General features: G+C 36.0%; 16 protein-coding genes and 1 tRNA gene. 15 read left to right on the forward strand and 2 right to left on the reverse strand.

What is annotated here, in order from left to right; translation table 11 throughout:
• Positions 1-9 precede the first annotated feature (9 nt).
• From rapZ to CRO00_RS13640, 4 genes are all read left to right on the forward strand, one after another.
• On the forward strand, positions 10-894 hold the full coding sequence (gene rapZ / locus CRO00_RS13625; RefSeq protein WP_097074213.1) for an RNase adapter RapZ: 885 nt from the start codon (positions 10-12) through the stop codon (positions 892-894).
• 4 nt (positions 895-898) lie between these two features.
• Positions 899-1,864 carry a gluconeogenesis factor YvcK family protein gene (locus tag CRO00_RS13630; RefSeq protein WP_097074214.1) on the forward strand — a complete coding sequence of 322 codons (966 nt, stop codon included), beginning with the start codon at positions 899-901 and terminating at the stop codon, positions 1,862-1,864.
• Positions 1,865-1,930: 66 nt separating this feature from the next.
• On the forward strand, positions 1,931-2,875 hold the full coding sequence (gene whiA / locus CRO00_RS13635) for a DNA-binding protein WhiA (RefSeq protein WP_097074215.1): 945 nt from the start codon (positions 1,931-1,933) through the stop codon (positions 2,873-2,875).
• A gap of 97 nt (positions 2,876-2,972) precedes the next feature.
• Complete coding sequence (locus CRO00_RS13640) at positions 2,973-3,230, forward strand: HPr family phosphocarrier protein (RefSeq protein WP_097074216.1); 258 nt, start codon at positions 2,973-2,975, stop codon at positions 3,228-3,230.
• Positions 3,231-3,732: 502 nt separating this feature from the next.
• Here CRO00_RS13640 and clpP read toward each other — a convergent pair.
• Complete coding sequence (gene clpP, locus CRO00_RS13645; RefSeq protein ID WP_097074217.1) at positions 3,733-4,326, reverse strand: ATP-dependent Clp endopeptidase proteolytic subunit ClpP; 594 nt, start codon at positions 4,324-4,326, stop codon at positions 3,733-3,735.
• Between the two features lie 308 nt (positions 4,327-4,634).
• Between clpP and CRO00_RS13650 the strand changes: the two genes are divergently transcribed.
• The 4 genes from CRO00_RS13650 (at position 4,635) to CRO00_RS13665 (ending at position 7,439) form a co-directional block, all read left to right on the forward strand.
• Positions 4,635-4,709 (forward strand) — tRNA-Arg (locus CRO00_RS13650).
• Between the two features lie 477 nt (positions 4,710-5,186).
• The gene (locus CRO00_RS13655; RefSeq protein ID WP_097074218.1) at positions 5,187-5,993 is read left to right on the forward strand and encodes a basic amino acid ABC transporter substrate-binding protein; all 807 of its coding nucleotides are present in this window, start codon (positions 5,187-5,189) and stop codon (positions 5,991-5,993) included.
• Between the two features lie 19 nt (positions 5,994-6,012).
• Positions 6,013-6,720 (forward strand): amino acid ABC transporter permease, encoded by a 708-nt coding sequence (locus tag CRO00_RS13660; protein WP_097074219.1) that lies wholly within the window; start codon positions 6,013-6,015, stop codon positions 6,718-6,720.
• Positions 6,717-7,439, forward strand: a complete 723-nt coding sequence (locus CRO00_RS13665) for an amino acid ABC transporter ATP-binding protein (RefSeq protein ID WP_097074220.1) — start codon at positions 6,717-6,719, stop codon at positions 7,437-7,439. The genes CRO00_RS13660 and CRO00_RS13665 overlap by 4 nt, the downstream gene beginning before the upstream one ends.
• 101 nt (positions 7,440-7,540) lie before the next feature.
• Here CRO00_RS13665 and CRO00_RS13670 read toward each other — a convergent pair whose 3' ends face one another.
• On the reverse strand, positions 7,541-8,161 hold the full coding sequence (locus tag CRO00_RS13670) for a spore coat protein (RefSeq protein ID WP_097074221.1): 621 nt from the start codon (positions 8,159-8,161) through the stop codon (positions 7,541-7,543).
• Between the two features lie 114 nt (positions 8,162-8,275).
• Between CRO00_RS13670 and CRO00_RS13675 the strand changes: the two genes are divergently transcribed.
• The 7 genes from CRO00_RS13675 (at position 8,276) to eno (ending at position 15,789) form a co-directional block, all read left to right on the forward strand.
• Positions 8,276-8,506 carry a glutaredoxin family protein gene (locus tag CRO00_RS13675; protein ID WP_097074222.1) on the forward strand — a complete coding sequence of 77 codons (231 nt, stop codon included), beginning with the start codon at positions 8,276-8,278 and terminating at the stop codon, positions 8,504-8,506.
• A 107-nt stretch (positions 8,507-8,613) separates the two neighbouring features.
• Positions 8,614-9,642, forward strand: coding sequence for a sugar-binding transcriptional regulator (locus CRO00_RS13680; RefSeq protein WP_237658423.1), 1,029 nt, complete (start codon positions 8,614-8,616; stop codon positions 9,640-9,642).
• 74 nt (positions 9,643-9,716) lie between these two features.
• Positions 9,717-10,721, forward strand: coding sequence for a type I glyceraldehyde-3-phosphate dehydrogenase (gene gap / locus CRO00_RS13685; RefSeq protein ID WP_097074224.1), 1,005 nt, complete (start codon positions 9,717-9,719; stop codon positions 10,719-10,721).
• Between the two features lie 264 nt (positions 10,722-10,985).
• Positions 10,986-12,170: a phosphoglycerate kinase gene (locus CRO00_RS13690; protein ID WP_097074225.1), complete on the forward strand. Its 1,185-nt coding sequence runs from the start codon at positions 10,986-10,988 to the stop codon at positions 12,168-12,170.
• Positions 12,171-12,182: 12 nt separating this feature from the next.
• Positions 12,183-12,947 carry a triose-phosphate isomerase gene (gene tpiA / locus CRO00_RS13695; protein WP_097074226.1) on the forward strand — a complete coding sequence of 255 codons (765 nt, stop codon included), beginning with the start codon at positions 12,183-12,185 and terminating at the stop codon, positions 12,945-12,947.
• The gene (gpmI, locus tag CRO00_RS13700) at positions 12,940-14,466 is read left to right on the forward strand and encodes a 2,3-bisphosphoglycerate-independent phosphoglycerate mutase (RefSeq protein WP_097074227.1); all 1,527 of its coding nucleotides are present in this window, start codon (positions 12,940-12,942) and stop codon (positions 14,464-14,466) included. Before tpiA ends, gpmI begins: the two co-directional genes overlap by 8 nt.
• A gap of 30 nt (positions 14,467-14,496) precedes the next feature.
• Positions 14,497-15,789, forward strand: coding sequence for a phosphopyruvate hydratase (eno, locus tag CRO00_RS13705; RefSeq protein ID WP_097074228.1), 1,293 nt, complete (start codon positions 14,497-14,499; stop codon positions 15,787-15,789).
• Positions 15,790-16,151: the final 362 nt, after the last annotated feature.

The raw sequence follows: 16,151 nt of genomic DNA on the forward strand, positions 1-16,151 counted from the left end.
ATGATCATCATGGGTAATAGTCATAGCTATACACATGAGGTAGTCATTATTACAGGAATGTCAGGAGCAGGAAAAACTGTAGCGGTTCAGAGCTTTGAGGATTTAGGCTATTATTGTATTGATAATTTACCCCCTGAATTATTAACAACATTTTTAGCTTTAATGAAAGAATCCGAAAGACACATTACTCGCATTGCTGCAGTAATGGATATGCGCGGTGGGGAGTTTTTTGATTCATTAATTGATGCCCTAGATTTATTAGAGAAGGAAGCATATGTCCATACCCGTGTTCTATTTTTAGATTCAGATAATGAAACGTTAGTAAGAAGATATAAGGAAACCCGAAGATCACACCCTCTAGCACCAACAGGATTACCACTTGAAGGAATTCAAAAAGAACGAGAATTGCTCGCTGAATTAAAAGGTCGAGCAAAGTTTGTATATAACACTTCTCAAATGAAACCAAGAGAGTTAAGGGAACGAATTGGTAAAGAGTTCTCCAACTCAGGTAGTCCGAAATTTTCAATTAATGTTATGTCTTTCGGATATAAAAACGGAATACCGATTGATGCAGATTTAGTCTTTGATGTTCGTTTTTTAACGAACCCATATTATGTTGAGGAATTACGTCATAAAACAGGGTTGCAAACAGAGGTATCTTCGTATGTTTTAGCTTCTGAAGAAACGCAGGAACTTATTGGAAAACTAACTGATTTATTTAAATTTATGATTCCACAGTATATCAATGAAGGGAAATCTCAATTGGTCATCGCCTTTGGTTGCACGGGAGGACAGCATCGATCTGTTACATTAGCGGAACATTTTGGTGAACTTCTAAGTAATAACTACCAAACAGCTATTACTCACCGTGATATCAATCGTAGAAAGGATTGAAGTAATGAAGAAAAGAAAACAGAATATTGTAGTCATCGGGGGAGGTACAGGACTTTCTACAATGTTACGCGGATTAAAAAACTATCCGTTTAATATTACTGCAATTGTAACAGTTGCAGATGATGGAGGTTCATCTGGACGCCTTCGTGATGACTACGATATTCCTCCACCTGGGGACATAAGAAATGTGATTGCAGCACTATCTGATACTGAACCACTTGTTGAACAGATGTTTCAGTATCGTTTTTCACAGTCTGTTGATCTAGGTGGACATTCCTTAGGTAATTTAATGCTTACTGCTTTAACAGATATTACGGGAGATTTTAGCCATGCAATCGCAGAAATGAGTAAGGTATTAAAAGTTCACGGAAAAGTAATTCCTGCAGCCAATAAAAAAATTACGTTGCATGCAGAGTTAGTGGACGGAACGATCATTGAAGGTGAATCGAAAATTCCTAGCTCCCCTTCGCCAATAAAACGGGTATATTTAGTTCCTAACAATGTGAAACCACTACCTGAAGCAATCCGTGCTATTGAAAATGCAGATTTTATTTTAGTTGGTCCTGGTAGTTTGTATACAAGTATTATTCCGAATCTACTTGTAAAAGAAATTGGGAAGGCACTCATCCATGCTAAAGCAAAACGAATCTACATTTGCAACCTAATGACACAAAAAGGCGAAACAATTCACTACCGAGCAACAGATCATGTGCAGGCAATATATGACCATGTTGGGATGCCTTGTTTAGACGCCATTTTAGTGAATAATATTGAACTACCAATCCCTATAAAAGAAAACTATAAAGAAGAAAATGCAGAACCGGTAAAATTTGATATTGAGAAATTAAAGAATATGGGGCTTGAAGTAATTCAAAAGGAAATTGCAACGATTCATACAGGAGTAGTGCGACATGAAGCAGGAAAAATTGCAAAATGGCTTTACGACTATGCATCCAATGTTAAAAGTTAACAAAGACCTGTACACGATTATTTGATATGATAATATTCGTCATACATATTGAAAGGGGGGGAAGAGATGTCATTTGCTTCCGAAACAAAAAAAGAATTAACACAAGTTGAAGCTGATGATGCCTGTTTAAAATCTGAAGTTTCTGCTCTCATTCGAATGAATGGTACATTATCATTTACTAATCGACAACTAAGTTTAGACGTTCAGACGGAAAATGCTGCGATTGCTAGACGTTTATATACAATTGTAAAAAAGCTATATCCTTATAATGTAGAGCTATTAGTTCGAAAAAAGATGCGTTTAAAGAAAAATAATGTGTACATTTGCCGTATTCGCGAAGGTGCTCGTGAAATACTATCAGATTTAGATATATTATCAGTAGACTATCAATTAAACCATGCATTATCAAATTCAATTTTAGGAAGTAGAAATCAAAAACGTGCCTATTTGCGTGGTGCTTTTTTAGCAGGTGGCTCTGTTAACAACCCTGAAACATCATCATATCATTTAGAAATCTACTCTTTATATAAAGAGCATGGTGAAGCCCTAGCTGACTTAATGAATCAATTTAATTTAAATGCCAAGACAATCGAGCGAAAAAAAGGATTTGTAACCTATTTAAAGGAAGCGGAAAAAATTTCTGATTTTTTAGGAATTGTCGGTGCCACAACAGCAATGTTAAAGTTTGAAGATGTTCGCATTGTCCGTGATATGCGAAATAGCGTGAATCGTATTGTTAACTGTGAAACAGCAAACTTGAACAAAACGATCGGTGCAGCAATACGGCAAGTTGAAAATATTCGATTTATCGATAATGCCATTGGTCTAGATCAACTCCCAGAAAAACTTCGGGAAATTGCAAGACTACGTGTTGAATATCAAGACGTGACATTAAAAGAACTTGGTGAAATGGTTTCAACCGGTACAGTAAGTAAATCAGGTGTAAATCATCGTTTAAGAAAAATTGATGAAATAGCAGAAGCACTAAGACGTGGGGAAATGATAAAATAATATATTTAAAATTGTAGGAATCTAACATTGTTCTTTTCATACAATTTAGATAAGATTAAATTATACAGATGATCGGTATGAAAGGGAGTATCGCAAAATGGTTGAAACCACTGTGGAAGTAAAATTAAAAACAGGATTACAGGCACGTCAAGCCGCCTTATTTGTTCAAGAAGCAAATCGCTATAAATCAGAAGTGTATTTACAAAAAGAAGAGAAAAAAGTAAATGCAAAATCCATTATGGGTATTATGAGTTTAGCTATTGCTAGAGGTACAGCAGTTACGTTAATTGCTGACGGTAAAGATGAGACCGAAGCTATAAAAGGGTTAGCTACACTTATTGAAAAAGAAGAATAAGTATGTCATATTTTGAAAACGCTCGCATTGTTTGACCGTCTCATACGGGATTTGAGACGGTCAAACTACTACATCGAAAGCCTGCGACAGATGTAAAAAGGTGGTGTCTCACCGTGATAGAGACACCACCTTTTCTGCGCCGAAAGCTTGCGACAGGCGCATAGTTATAAGAAAAGACCATACCAAATATTCTTAAGTAATAGTTGAGACGGTCAAACTACTACATCGAAAGCCTGCGACAGATGTAAAAAGGTGGTGTCTCACCGTGATAGAGACACCACCTTTTCTGCGCCGAAAGCTTGCGACAGGCGCATAGTTATAAGAAAAGACCATACCAAATATTCTTAAAATAATAGTTAAGACGGTCAAACTACTACATCGAAAGCCTGCGACAGATGTAAAAAGGTGGTGTCTCACCGTGATAGAGACACCACCTTTTTTTCGTGTTAAAAAAATTGGTGAAGGGAGTTTTCCATTTCCTTCACCAATTAATATTATGAAATTACGCTTTATCAGAGCTGCGTGAAATAATATGGTCAATTAATCCATATTCTTTTGCATGTTCTGCTGTCATGAAATTGTCACGGTCTGTATCTTGTGCAATTTTTTCTAATGGTTGACCTGTACGCTCAGATAAAATTGTATTTAATTTGTCGCGTAAGAATAAAATGCGTTTAGCTGCAATCTCAATTTCTGTTGCTTGACCTTGAGCTCCCCCTAGAGGTTGGTGAATCATTACTTCAGCATTCGGTAAAGCAAAACGTTTACCCGGTTCACCTGCAGCAAGTAAAAATGCCCCCATAGATGCCGCCATACCGATACAGATTGTAGAAACTTGTGGCTTGATATATTGCATCGTATCAAAAATGGCCATACCTGCTGTGATAGAACCGCCTGGTGAATTAATATATAATGAGATATCTTTATCTGGATCTTCTGCTGCTAGGAAAAGTAATTGTGCAACGATTGAGTTTGCAACATTATCGTCAATTGCACTACCTAATAAAATGATACGATCTTTTAAAAGTCTTGAGTAAATGTCGTATGCACGTTCACCGCGGTTTGTTTGTTCAATAACTGTAGGAATTAAATTCATTGTAAAATCCTCCTTAATAAAGGTGTTTTATTAATTTGCTACGTGCTGATATGTATCAGCTGTAACAATATCATACACAGAATAGTCAAGAAAGGTCAAATATAAACTCCATTATTTTAATTGTTTTCAATATAAAGAGATGGTCACATTAACTTAAACAAATAAAAGTTGATTTCTTTAACTTTATAGTTGAATTGTGGAGTAGTTGTTTGTATAATAGAAAAGTCGTAATTTGAGATTTATGGTTTAGACCTTCGTAAGCATTAAATGTTTCTTTAGCGGTTCGGGTAAATTTTACTTTATTAATTGTCCTCGTGGTGTAATGGATAACACTGAAGATTCCGGTTCTTCCGCTGGGGGTTCGATTCCCTCCGAGGGCGCCATTTTACTGTTTCAAAATATATATTATAATAGCAAACCTTTTATGATTTTATTAGTTTAGCAGCCTGGTAAAATATAAAAGGGAATGAAAAATAAAGGATAAAATGTATTACTGTACCAATTCATTTTATCCTTAATTCATTCATGTTAAACAATTTTTTCCTAAAATTTTTCAAATAATATATTCACATAGATAGAACAATCGTATTTTTATACGGTTGTTTTTTTATTTATGTAATTTTTTTGTATTTCAAGAGAATTTTGAAGATAGGAAATTTTTTCAAAATAAAGTTTGTGAGCTCGAATAAGTTTAAATTTTAGCATCTAAGTAAGATTTATTTAACTTTATTAAAATATTAGTTCATATTTTTCGAAAATTTGTTGTTGTATAATAATTTTGAAGTTTATATAATTGGTATATATATTACTAGGTTTAAAACTAAGAATATTGCACTATTACAAATTAGGGGGATCATACAATGTTTAAGAAAAAAGGAATGTTCAAATTAGGAATGCTACTAACAGCATCCTCGCTTATGTTAGCTGCATGTGGTACAAGTGAGTCTGATACAAAAGTATCAACGAGTGGTGATGCTGGTGAAGGAGAAAAAATTACGAAAATCGTAGCAGGTACTGAAGCTACTTTTGCTCCTTTCGAATATATGAACGATAAAGGAGAAGTTGTTGGTTTAGATGTAGATATTTTAAATGCAATGACAGAAGAACTTGGAATTGAATACGAAATCCGCAATGTTGGTTGGGAACCAGTATTCCAACAAGTTCAAAATGGGGAGCTAGATTTTGGAGCTTCAGGTATTACAATTACAGAAGAACGTAAAGAAACATTCGATTTTACTGAGCCGTATCACGAAGCAACACAAGTTCTTGTAGTAAAAGAAGACTCATCAGTTACTTCAGCTGAAGATGTAAAAGGTAAAAAAGTATCAGTTCAAATTAACTCAACTGGTCACGTTGCTGCAAAAGACTTACTAGGCGAAACGAACCCGGACATTATGGCATATGAAAATTTACCAATTGCCATTCAAGAAGTAATTAACGGTACAGCAGAAGCTGCTATTGGTGATAACGCAGTAGTATTCGAGTATTTAAAAAATAACCCGGATGCAAAACTTAAAGTGATTGAAGATGATGCATTTGCTAAAGAATATTATGCATTCATGGTGAAAAAAGGGAACAAAGAAGTTTTAGATATATTAAATGAAGGTCTTCAAAAAATTAAAGATAGTGGTAAATTAGCAGAAATTACAGGACAAGAACTAGAATAGAAAATTGGAGGTGTTTCAGATGGACTTCTTAGAGTTACGCTGGGACATAATCTGGAACTACCGTGAGCTCTTTTTACGTGGGATATGGGTAACAATCTTACTAACGATTTGTGGTTATGTAGGTGGTATTTTCCTTGGTGTTTTGATCGGATTAGGGGAAACATCAAAGAAAAAATGGATTTACTGGCCTTCAAAATTGTATGTAGACCTGTTTCGCGGAACTCCAATGTTGGTACAGATTTTAATTATTCATTTAGCGTTAATCCCAGCTATTTTTGGTCAATCATACGGGTTTATGGTTTCAGGTATTACTGCATTAATCTTAAACTGTGCTGCATATAACGCAGAGATTATCCGAGCTGGTATCCAATCGATCGATAAAGGGCAAATGGAAGCTGCTCGTTCACTAGGGTTAACGCATAGTCAAGCGATGCGCAAAATCATCTTACCACAAGCTTTCCGTCGTATGATTCCGCCGCTAGGAAATGAATTTATTGCATTGTTAAAAGATTCATCATTAGTAACAGTAATCGCTGCAAACGATATTTTATATGCGGCAAAGGTTGTAGCAGGTGCGTATAACCGTTTCTGGGAGCCATACTTAGTAGCTGCACTTTTATACTTAATTTTGACGTATTTAGTAACTAAAGTTGTTGCTTATGTCGAACGACGATTTAGTAATAGTTACAATCCGCGTAAGAAAAAAGAAGGGCGGGTTGAAGCATGATTAAAGTTGAAAATTTACACAAGTATTTTGATAAGCTTGAGGTATTAAAAGGTATAGACTACGAAATTAAAGAAAAAGAAGTAGTTTGTGTGATAGGTCCATCTGGTTCAGGAAAAAGTACTTTTTTAAGATGTATTAATCTTTTAGAAGAAATAACTGATGGCTCGATTTATATTGATGGGGTAAAAGTAAACGACCCTAAAACAGATATTAATGAGATTCGAACTGAAGTTGGGATGGTTTTCCAGCAGTTTAACTTATTCCCACATATGACGGTATTAGATAATATTACAATGGCTCCAATGCTTATTCGTAAAATGACAAAACCTGATGCTGAGAAGTTAGCTCTGGAATTATTGGACAAAGTAGGATTACGTGTAAAAGCTGATAATTATCCACAGCAATTATCAGGTGGACAACAGCAACGTGTTGCAATTGCCCGTGCATTAGCCATGAAACCAAAAGTGATGCTGTTTGACGAACCAACTTCTGCACTAGATCCAGAGATGGTAAATGAAGTGTTAGATGTTATGAAACAGCTAGCCCTTGAAGGAATGACAATGGTTGTTGTTACTCACGAAATGGGCTTTGCGCGAGAAGTTGCAGACCGTGTTGTGTTTATGGATGGCGGCTTCATCGTTGAACAGGGTGAGCCTGAACAATTATTCGGAAATCCACAAAACGAACGAACAAAAGCTTTTTTAGGGAAAGTTTTATAGACAATAGAAATCCATTTGATGGTTGTTATTGGCCATCAAATGGATTTTTAAATGTATATTAAAAACCGAGCAATATTTTTGCCCGGTTTAAACATTACTAATTAGTTCGGCATATCTTTTGCTTTTTCTGCTTGGCCGTACATGTTTAGCATTGTTTGCATATCTTGTGGAGATAGTTGAGGGATTTGGTATAGACCTTGTTTGTTTTGCCATAATGAAAGTTCATAAGCCATTTCAATACAGTTCGGAACTGAATCTTGTAAAACACGGCGCACTACAGGGTTCGTTGCTTCGAGTGCAGCCATTGTTTTACCAGATGCACCTGTTTTATGACAGCTTAAAAGGAAACCAGAAATAATGCCGTCGTTAATTTCATTTGCAGATTGCATTGGTTTCTTTGGTTGACCCGGTGTTAAGCCGTATTTTGAATCATTGCCCATTTGCATTTTATAAGAACGAGTTGGATGACTTGGATCTTGTCCAGTTTTAAAACACTCTGCCGTAATGTTGTACTCATCAAGCATAAATGCATATTGTCTATCCAAAATATTTAGAAGCTCTGGATCTTGAACATGGGGACGGAAAAAGATAAACGTATTCATTGCGCCAATTGCTGCGCTTAGTACCTCATGAACATCTAAAACTTCATGTGCACCGTGATTCATTGATAGAGGCATGTTTCCTTGCATTGCTTGAGATTCATTCATAAATTGGTTTTCCATTATTTATTCCTCCAAATTCAATAGTCGTACAAAAACGTACAAAATTAGTTTGTGTAAGTTTTATTTGATTATTCAATGGAAATTTGTCATGCTAAAAAATAGGAGGAACATATTATGAAAATTAAATTTTATAGTCGGCCAAACTGTTCATTATGTAATGACGGGTTATTGGTTTTAAAAATGGTGCAAGAAGATGTAGAATTCGACATTGAAATCATTAATATCGAAGACAATGAGGAAACCCATGAAAAATACATGCTAATGATCCCAGTTGTAGAAAAAGAGGGGAAAATAGTGCAATATGGAAATTTAGATTATGTCACATTACTCGAATCACTTCAATAATATAAATAAAAGTTGTATAATTATGGTATCGGGTATTTTTTTACTTCACATGGGACATTTTTAATATAATGGGGCAAAAAAGTCCCGGCAAAAAGAAGGTAATATATTTGAACAGACATTTTCCCCAAGAAGCTTTCGCAACCGTCGTTCCTGAAGTTATTTCAATATTTCAACTCAGATATCGCATACTACAAATGATTTCTGTATCAGGACCAATAGGAAGAAGATCCATTGTTGATACATTAAAAATTACTGAAAGAGTAGTAAGAAACGAAACAGAAATTTTAAAAAACCAACAATTAATTGAAATCACTCAAAAGGGAATGATTTGTACAGCACATGGAAATCACATGTTAGAACAGTTGAAAGAGGTATTTCAAGAAATTTCAGGTCTACTAAAAAAGGAAAAATTATTAGCGCATATTTTAGGAATTCAAAGAGTCATTATTGTACCCGGAAATTTAGAGGACGATTCAAACGTTAAACAGCTTATCGGAAAAGAAGCAGTTTCATTTTTAATAGAACATGCAAAAAATGATGATTTTGTTGCAATAACAGGAGGAAGTACAGTTGCTGCACTAGCAGACTTTTTAGCGCCAGTAAAGTCAGTAAGTAGCTTAACTTTTATTGCAGCACGAGGAAGTATTGGGGATGAGTTGGAGCTCCAGGCAAATACGTTAGTGTCACAATTTGCATCAAAATCTCATGCCAATAGTAAAACACTATATTTACCAGAGCATTTGAGTCAAACGGCATATGAAACAATGAAGAAAGAGCCTGTTATTAAGGAAATTATTGATTTATACGAAGAAGTCCATTTTGTAATTCATGGTATAGGTAACGCCAAAGAAATGGCAGTAAGAAGACATACTGACAATGAAATAATTGCCATATTGCGTGATAAACAAGCAGTAGGAGAAGCATTTGGATATTATTTTGATATAAATGGTGAAATTATTTATCAGATCAATTCAATAGGTATTCAATTGGAGCAAGTAAAGAATAGTCGAAACATCATTGCAGTTGCAGGAGGAGCTAATAAAGCTAAGGCAATTCGTGCATACTTTAACATTGCGGCAAAACATACGGTATTAATTACCGATGAAGGAGCTGCAAATGCAATCCTAGAGGGTTAATAAAGTTTTCATCAGGCTAAACTGTAAAAGATGGTCTTTTGAAATTTTAAATAAATATATTGGAGGAAACAAACATGGCTATTAAGATCGCAATTAACGGATTTGGACGTATTGGAAGACTAGTATTTCGTGAGGCAATTAACCATAGTGAATTCGAAGTAGTGGCTGTAAATGATTTAACTGATGCACACCAGTTAGCTCATTTATTAAAATATGATTCTGTGCATGGTATCTTTGATGGGGAAGTACTATCAGAAGATGATGCATTTATCGTAAATGGTAAACGTGTTCAAGTTTTATCTGAAAAAGACCCTGCAAATTTACCTTGGGGTGAACTTGATATCGATATTGTCATCGAGTCTACAGGACGTTTTAGATCGATGGAAGATGTTTCGAAACATGTTCAAGCAGGTGCTAAGAAAGCGATTTTGTCAGCTCCAGCAAAAGGCGAAATGCCAACATATGTTATGGGAGTAAACCATACAGAATACGATCCATCTCAAACCGTAATTTCCAATGCATCTTGTACAACAAACTGTTTAGCTCCAGTTGCTAAAATCCTAGATGAAAAATTCGGTATTAAACGTGGATTAATGACAACAATTCACTCTTATACAAATGATCAACGAATTTTAGATTTTCCGCATAGTGACCCACGTCGCGCACGTGCAGGAGCAGTTTCAATGATTCCGACTACAACAGGTGCTGCCGTTGCTGTTGCGAAAGTATTACCACAATTAAAAGGTAAACTGGATGGCTTCTCAATGCGTGTTCCAACACCGAACGTATCGTGTGTCGACTTAGTAGCAGAATTAAATACAACAGTATCAGTTGAGGAAGTTAATAATGCGTTAAAAGAAGCTGCAGAGGGTGCACTTGAAGGTATTCTAGGATACAATGAATTACCTCTAGTTTCAATTGATTATAATGGTGATAAACATTCTTCTACAGTGGATGGCTTATCAACAATGGTATTAGATAATAATATGATTAAAGTATTAGCTTGGTACGATAATGAAATTGGTTATTCAAATCGATTAATGGATCTAGCTATATATATTACTCAACAATCAAAATAACCGCGAAATGTGACATACTTTTTAAGAATATGTGACATTATTCACTAATAGAGTATAAAAAGTATAGCCTTTATAATTATTACCATTTATAATGGTGAAGGGTAAAGAAGCGTGGGATAAAAAGTACCCATCGCTTCTTCTTTTTTTCAGAGATTTCTTATTGTAAGAATAAAAGGAGACGCTTTAACCTTACAATAAACTATTGCAAAAATGAAAAAATAATATAAATAATCGCTACTCAATTTTGAAGGAGGGTTTTCTTCAATGTTTTTAAAGAAGACGATGAAAGATGTAGATGTAAAAGGTAAACGTGTATTTGTTCGAGTGGATTTCAACGTACCAATGGAAAACGGGGAGATTACAGACGATACGCGTATTCGTGCTGCACTTCCAACAATTAAAGAACTTGTAAATGCAGGAGCAAAGGTTATTTTAGCTTCTCATTTAGGTCGTCCAAAAGGTGAAGTAAAAGAAGACATGCGTTTAACAGCGGTTGGAGTTCGCTTAAGTGAATTAATTGGACAACCTGTAACAAAGTTGGATGAATCAATTGGTAATACAGTTGAAGCAGTAGTTGCTGAAATGAAAGATAGCGACATTGTGTTATTAGAAAATGTTCGTTTCCATAAAGGCGAAGAAAAAAATGACGAGGAATTGTCAAAAGCCTTTGCTAAATTAGCAGATATATATGTAAACGATGCATTTGGCGCTGCTCACCGTGCTCATGCAACAACTGAAGGCATTGCAAAGTTTGTTCCGGCAGTGTCTGGACTTTTAATGGAAAAAGAATTGGAAGTATTAGGAAAAGCATTATCCAATCCAGAACGACCATTTACAGCAATTATCGGTGGCGCAAAAGTGAAAGACAAAATTGGTGTTATTGAAAGCTTACTTGATAAAGTGGATCATTTAATTATCGGTGGAGGTCTTTCCTTTACATTTACAAAAGCACAAGGTTACTCCATTGGGAAGTCTTTATTAGAAGAAGATAAAATTGAATTAGCGCGCGGCTTTATTGAAAAAGCAAAAGAAAAAGGCGTACAACTTCATATGCCAATCGATGCAGTTGTAGCCAATGAATTCTCAAAAGATGCCCAAACAAAAGTTGTCGATATTAATGAAATTCCAGAAGAGTGGATGGGGCTTGATATCGGTCCAAAAACAGCTGAAAAATATGCAGACATCATTAAGCAATCAAAATTAATTATTTGGAATGGTCCAATGGGTGTGTTCGAAATGGAGCCTTTTGCAAACGGAACGAAAACTGTTGCAAATGCGATGGCTGAAACAGAAGGGTACACAGTAATTGGTGGTGGCGACTCAGCGGCAGCAGTAGAAAAATTTGGTGTGGCAGAAAAAATGGATCACATCTCAACAGGTGGAGGAGCTTCCCTAGAACTTATGGAAGGTAAAGAACTTCCGGGTATTGTAGCATTAAACGATAAATAAGGAGGCCAATTCATGCGTAAACCAATTATTGCAGGAAACTGGAAAATGTATAAAAGCTTTGATGAGGCAGTGGATTTTGCTGAAGAAGTACGTGACAAAATTCCTTCTGCAGAAAAAGTGGATTCAGTTATTTGTGCTCCAGCTATTTATTTACCGACACTAGTTGATATTGCAACTGAGACAGACTTAGCCATTGGTGCACAAAACATGCACTATGAAAATGAAGGCGCCTTTACTGGAGAAGTTAGTCCTGCCCAACTGTCTTCTATTCACGTTGATTATGTAATCCTAGGCCATTCTGAACGCCGTGAATATTTCAATGAAACAGATGAAGCTATTAACAAAAAAGTAGGAGCAGCAATTTCTCAAGGAATTGTTCCAATTATTTGTTGTGGTGAAACGTTAGAAGAAAAAGAAGCTGGTAAAACAGAAGCGAAAGTTGTATACCAGGTGACGAAAGCTTTAGAAGGTTTTAAATCTGAAGAAGTGAAACATATGGTCATTGCCTATGAACCAATTTGGGCGATTGGGACAGGTAAAACGGCTACAGCAGATGATGCGAATCACGTATGTGGGTTTATTCGTAAAACAGTAGGTCAGTTATTTGGACTAGATGCTGCAAACGAAATTCGCATTCAATATGGTGGTAGCGTAAAACCTGAAAACATAGAAGAATTATTATCGAAAGAACATATAGATGGTGCGCTTGTAGGTGGTGCAAGCTTAGAAGTCGCATCGTATTTAAAGATATTGGAGGCGGCAAGTCAAGATGCCTAAACAACCTGTTGCATTAATTATTTTAGACGGCTTTGCATTTCGTGATGAAATATTCGGAAATGCAGTAGCTCAGAGTAAAAAGCCAAATTTTGACCGATACTGGGAACAATACCCTCACTCCACTTTGACAGCAAGTGGAGAAGCGGTTGGTCTTCCAGATGGCCAAATGGGAAACTCAGAAGTCGGTCACTTAAACATTGGTGCAGGCCGTATTGTGTATCAAAGTTTAACACGAATTCATAAATCAATTCGCGATGGCGATTTCTATAAAAATGAAAAGTTTTTACAAGCAATTGAACATGTAAAAGCGCATAATTCAAAATTGCACTTAATGGGGTTACTTTCAGATGGTGGTGTTCATAGTCATTACGAGCACCTCTTCGCCCTATTAAAACTAGCAAAAGCAAATGGTGTAGATGATGTTTTTGTACACGGATTTTTAGATGGTCGTGATGTTGGACCAACTACAGCCTTACAATACATCGAAGAAACAGAAAAACAAATGAATGAAATTGGTGTCGGGAAATTTGCTTCTATTCATGGTCGTTATTACGCAATGGACCGTGATAAAAGATGGGAACGGGTAGACCTAACATATAAGGCATTAGTCGATGGAATTGGTCATACTGCGGTTACACCGAAAATTGGTGTGGAATCTTCTTATTCCCGTGAGGTAAATGATGAATTTGTCATTCCATTTGTGATTACAGAAGAAGGAAAGCCAGTAGCTACAATTGATACGAATGATGCAGTAATTTTCTTCAACTTCCGACCAGACCGTGCAATTCAACTTTCAACGGTATTTACAAATGAAAAATTTATCGGCTTGAAACTTTCTGAAAAGCATCCGAAAAATTTAAAATTTGTATCCTTTACTCACTATAGTGTTGATGTAAACGCTGAAGTTGCTTTTGAAAATATTGATTTAGTTAATACTGTTGGTGAAGTAATTGCTAGAAATAGTTTAACACAGCTTCGAATTGCCGAAACTGAAAAATATCCTCACGTTACTTTCTTTATGAGTGGTGGACGTGAAGCAAAATTCCCAGGTGAAGAGCGCATACTAATTGCCTCACCAAAAGTAGCTACATATGATTTAAAACCAGAAATGAGTGCATATGAAGTAACGGATGCACTACTTAAAGAAATTGAAGCAGATAAGTTCGATGCCATCATCTTAAATTTTGCGAACCCAGACATGGTAGGGCACAGTGGAATGCTTGAACCGACAATCAAAGCGATTGAAGCAGTAGATGAATGTTTAGGAAAAGTTGTAGACGCTATACTAGCTAAAGGTGGGGCTGCAATTATTACGGCCGATCACGGGAATTCAGACGAGGTAGTAACAATTGAAGGTGAACCAATGACAGCTCATACAACGAACCCAGTTCCAGTAATTGTGACAAAACAAGATATTGTTGTCAGAGATGGTGGGATTTTGGCAGATTTAGCGCCAACTATGTTAAAATTGTTAAATGTAAAACAACCAGAAGAAATGACAGGTAAGCCATTATTTTAATCGTTGAAAAAGAGATAGGGGAGATTATTTATGCCATTTATTACTCAAGTTTATGCTCGCGAAGTGTTAGACTCTCGTGGTAACCCAACAGTAGAAGTAGAAGTATTTACAGAATCAGGTGCTTTTGGTCGTGCAATCGTTCCATCTGGTGCATCAACTGGTGAATATGAAGCAGTTGAATTACGTGATGGTGACAAATCTCGTTACGTTGGGAAAGGTGTATTAAAAGCTGTTGAAAATGTAAACACACTTATTGCGGAAGAACTAGAAGGCAACTATTCAGTGCTTGATCAAGTAGTAATTGATCAAGCATTAATCGAGCTTGATGGTACAGAAAATAAAGGTAAATTAGGTGCTAATGCAATCCTAGGCGTATCTTTAGCAGTAGCTCATGCTGCAGCTGACTATTTAGACATTCCTTTATACCAATACCTTGGTGGAGTGAACGCAAAACAACTTCCTGTACCAATGATGAACATCTTAAATGGTGGTGCTCATGCGGATAACAACGTAGACATCCAAGAATTTATGGTAATGCCTGTTGGAGCAGAATCTTTCCGTCACGCATTACGCATCGGTGCTGAAATCTTCCATACTTTAAAAGCAGTATTAAAAGAAAAAGGCTACAATACTGCAGTAGGTGACGAAGGTGGTTTCGCGCCAAACTTAGGTTCAAATGAAGAAGCAATCACAGTTATCTTAGAAGCAATCGAACGTGCTGGCTACAAACCAGGTGAAGAAGTACGCCTTGCTCTAGACGTAGCATCTTCTGAACTTTACGACGATGCAAAAGGTAAATATGTATTAGCTGGTGAAGGTGTAGAAAAAACATCTGCTGAAATGGTTGATTGGTATGAAGAGTTAACTTCAAAATACCCAATCATCTCAATTGAAGATGGTTTAGATGAAAACGATTGGGAAGGTCATAAACTTCTAACTGAGCGTATCGGCAAACGTGTACAATTAGTAGGTGACGATTTATTCGTTACGAATACTGCAAAACTTTCTCAAGGTATCGAGCAAGGTGTAGGTAACTCAATCTTAATTAAAGTTAACCAAATCGGTACGTTAACAGAAACTTTTGATGCAATCGAAATGGCGAAACGTGCAGGCTACACGGCTGTCATTTCTCACCGCTCAGGCGAATCAGAAGACGCAACTATTGCCGACATCGCAGTTGCAACAAACGCTGGTCAAATCAAAACAGGTGCTCCATCTCGTACAGACCGCGTTGCTAAATACAACCAACTTCTTCGTATTGAAGATCAACTTGGTGTGACTTCTCAATACTTAGGATTAAAAACGTTCTATAACTTAAAATAAAATGATGTAAACGGGCTCTCAGGGATACTGAGGGCCTGTTTTTTTTGAGGTGAAATTGACGAACATGTTCTAATAATAGAAATGGTGGTTGATAAATAGAAAATTTAGGGGGGATAATAGAAAAAAGTGCCTCAATAATAGAAAGTTCAAAAATAATAGAAGAATTCAAGGGATTAATAGAAAAAATCACACTAATAATAGAAAATTTAGGCTAGATAATAGAAAAAAGTACCTCAATAATAGAAAGTTCAAAAAAAATAGAAAAAATAGGGGGAATAATAGAAAAAATTACACTAATAATAGAAAATTTAGGCTAGATAATAGAAAAAAGTACCTCAATAATAGAAAGTTCAAAAATAATA

It is taken from the genome of Ureibacillus xyleni, from assembly GCF_900217795.1.
GTDB classification, from domain to species: Bacteria; Bacillota; Bacilli; order Bacillales_A; family Planococcaceae; genus Ureibacillus; species Ureibacillus xyleni.

Bases quoted from the DNA above. Each gene is read 5' to 3' on its own strand.
- rapZ (WP_097074213.1), top strand. From the start codon at position 10: ATGGGTAATAGTCATAGCTATACACATGAGGTAGTCATTATTACAGGA.
- CRO00_RS13630 (WP_097074214.1), top strand. From the start codon at position 899: ATGAAGAAAAGAAAACAGAATATTGTAGTCATCGGGGGAGGTACAGGA.
- whiA (WP_097074215.1), top strand. From the start codon at position 1,931: ATGTCATTTGCTTCCGAAACAAAAAAAGAATTAACACAAGTTGAAGCT.
- CRO00_RS13640 (WP_097074216.1), top strand. From the start codon at position 2,973: ATGGTTGAAACCACTGTGGAAGTAAAATTAAAAACAGGATTACAGGCA.
- clpP (WP_097074217.1), bottom strand. From the start codon at position 4,326: ATGAATTTAATTCCTACAGTTATTGAACAAACAAACCGCGGTGAACGT.
- CRO00_RS13655 (WP_097074218.1), top strand. From the start codon at position 5,187: ATGTTTAAGAAAAAAGGAATGTTCAAATTAGGAATGCTACTAACAGCA.
- CRO00_RS13660 (WP_097074219.1), top strand. From the start codon at position 6,013: ATGGACTTCTTAGAGTTACGCTGGGACATAATCTGGAACTACCGTGAG.
- CRO00_RS13665 (WP_097074220.1), top strand. From the start codon at position 6,717: ATGATTAAAGTTGAAAATTTACACAAGTATTTTGATAAGCTTGAGGTA.
- CRO00_RS13670 (WP_097074221.1), bottom strand. From the start codon at position 8,161: ATGGAAAACCAATTTATGAATGAATCTCAAGCAATGCAAGGAAACATG.
- CRO00_RS13675 (WP_097074222.1), top strand. From the start codon at position 8,276: ATGAAAATTAAATTTTATAGTCGGCCAAACTGTTCATTATGTAATGAC.
- gap (WP_097074224.1), top strand. From the start codon at position 9,717: ATGGCTATTAAGATCGCAATTAACGGATTTGGACGTATTGGAAGACTA.
- CRO00_RS13690 (WP_097074225.1), top strand. From the start codon at position 10,986: ATGTTTTTAAAGAAGACGATGAAAGATGTAGATGTAAAAGGTAAACGT.
- tpiA (WP_097074226.1), top strand. From the start codon at position 12,183: ATGCGTAAACCAATTATTGCAGGAAACTGGAAAATGTATAAAAGCTTT.
- gpmI (WP_097074227.1), top strand. From the start codon at position 12,940: ATGCCTAAACAACCTGTTGCATTAATTATTTTAGACGGCTTTGCATTT.
- eno (WP_097074228.1), top strand. From the start codon at position 14,497: ATGCCATTTATTACTCAAGTTTATGCTCGCGAAGTGTTAGACTCTCGT.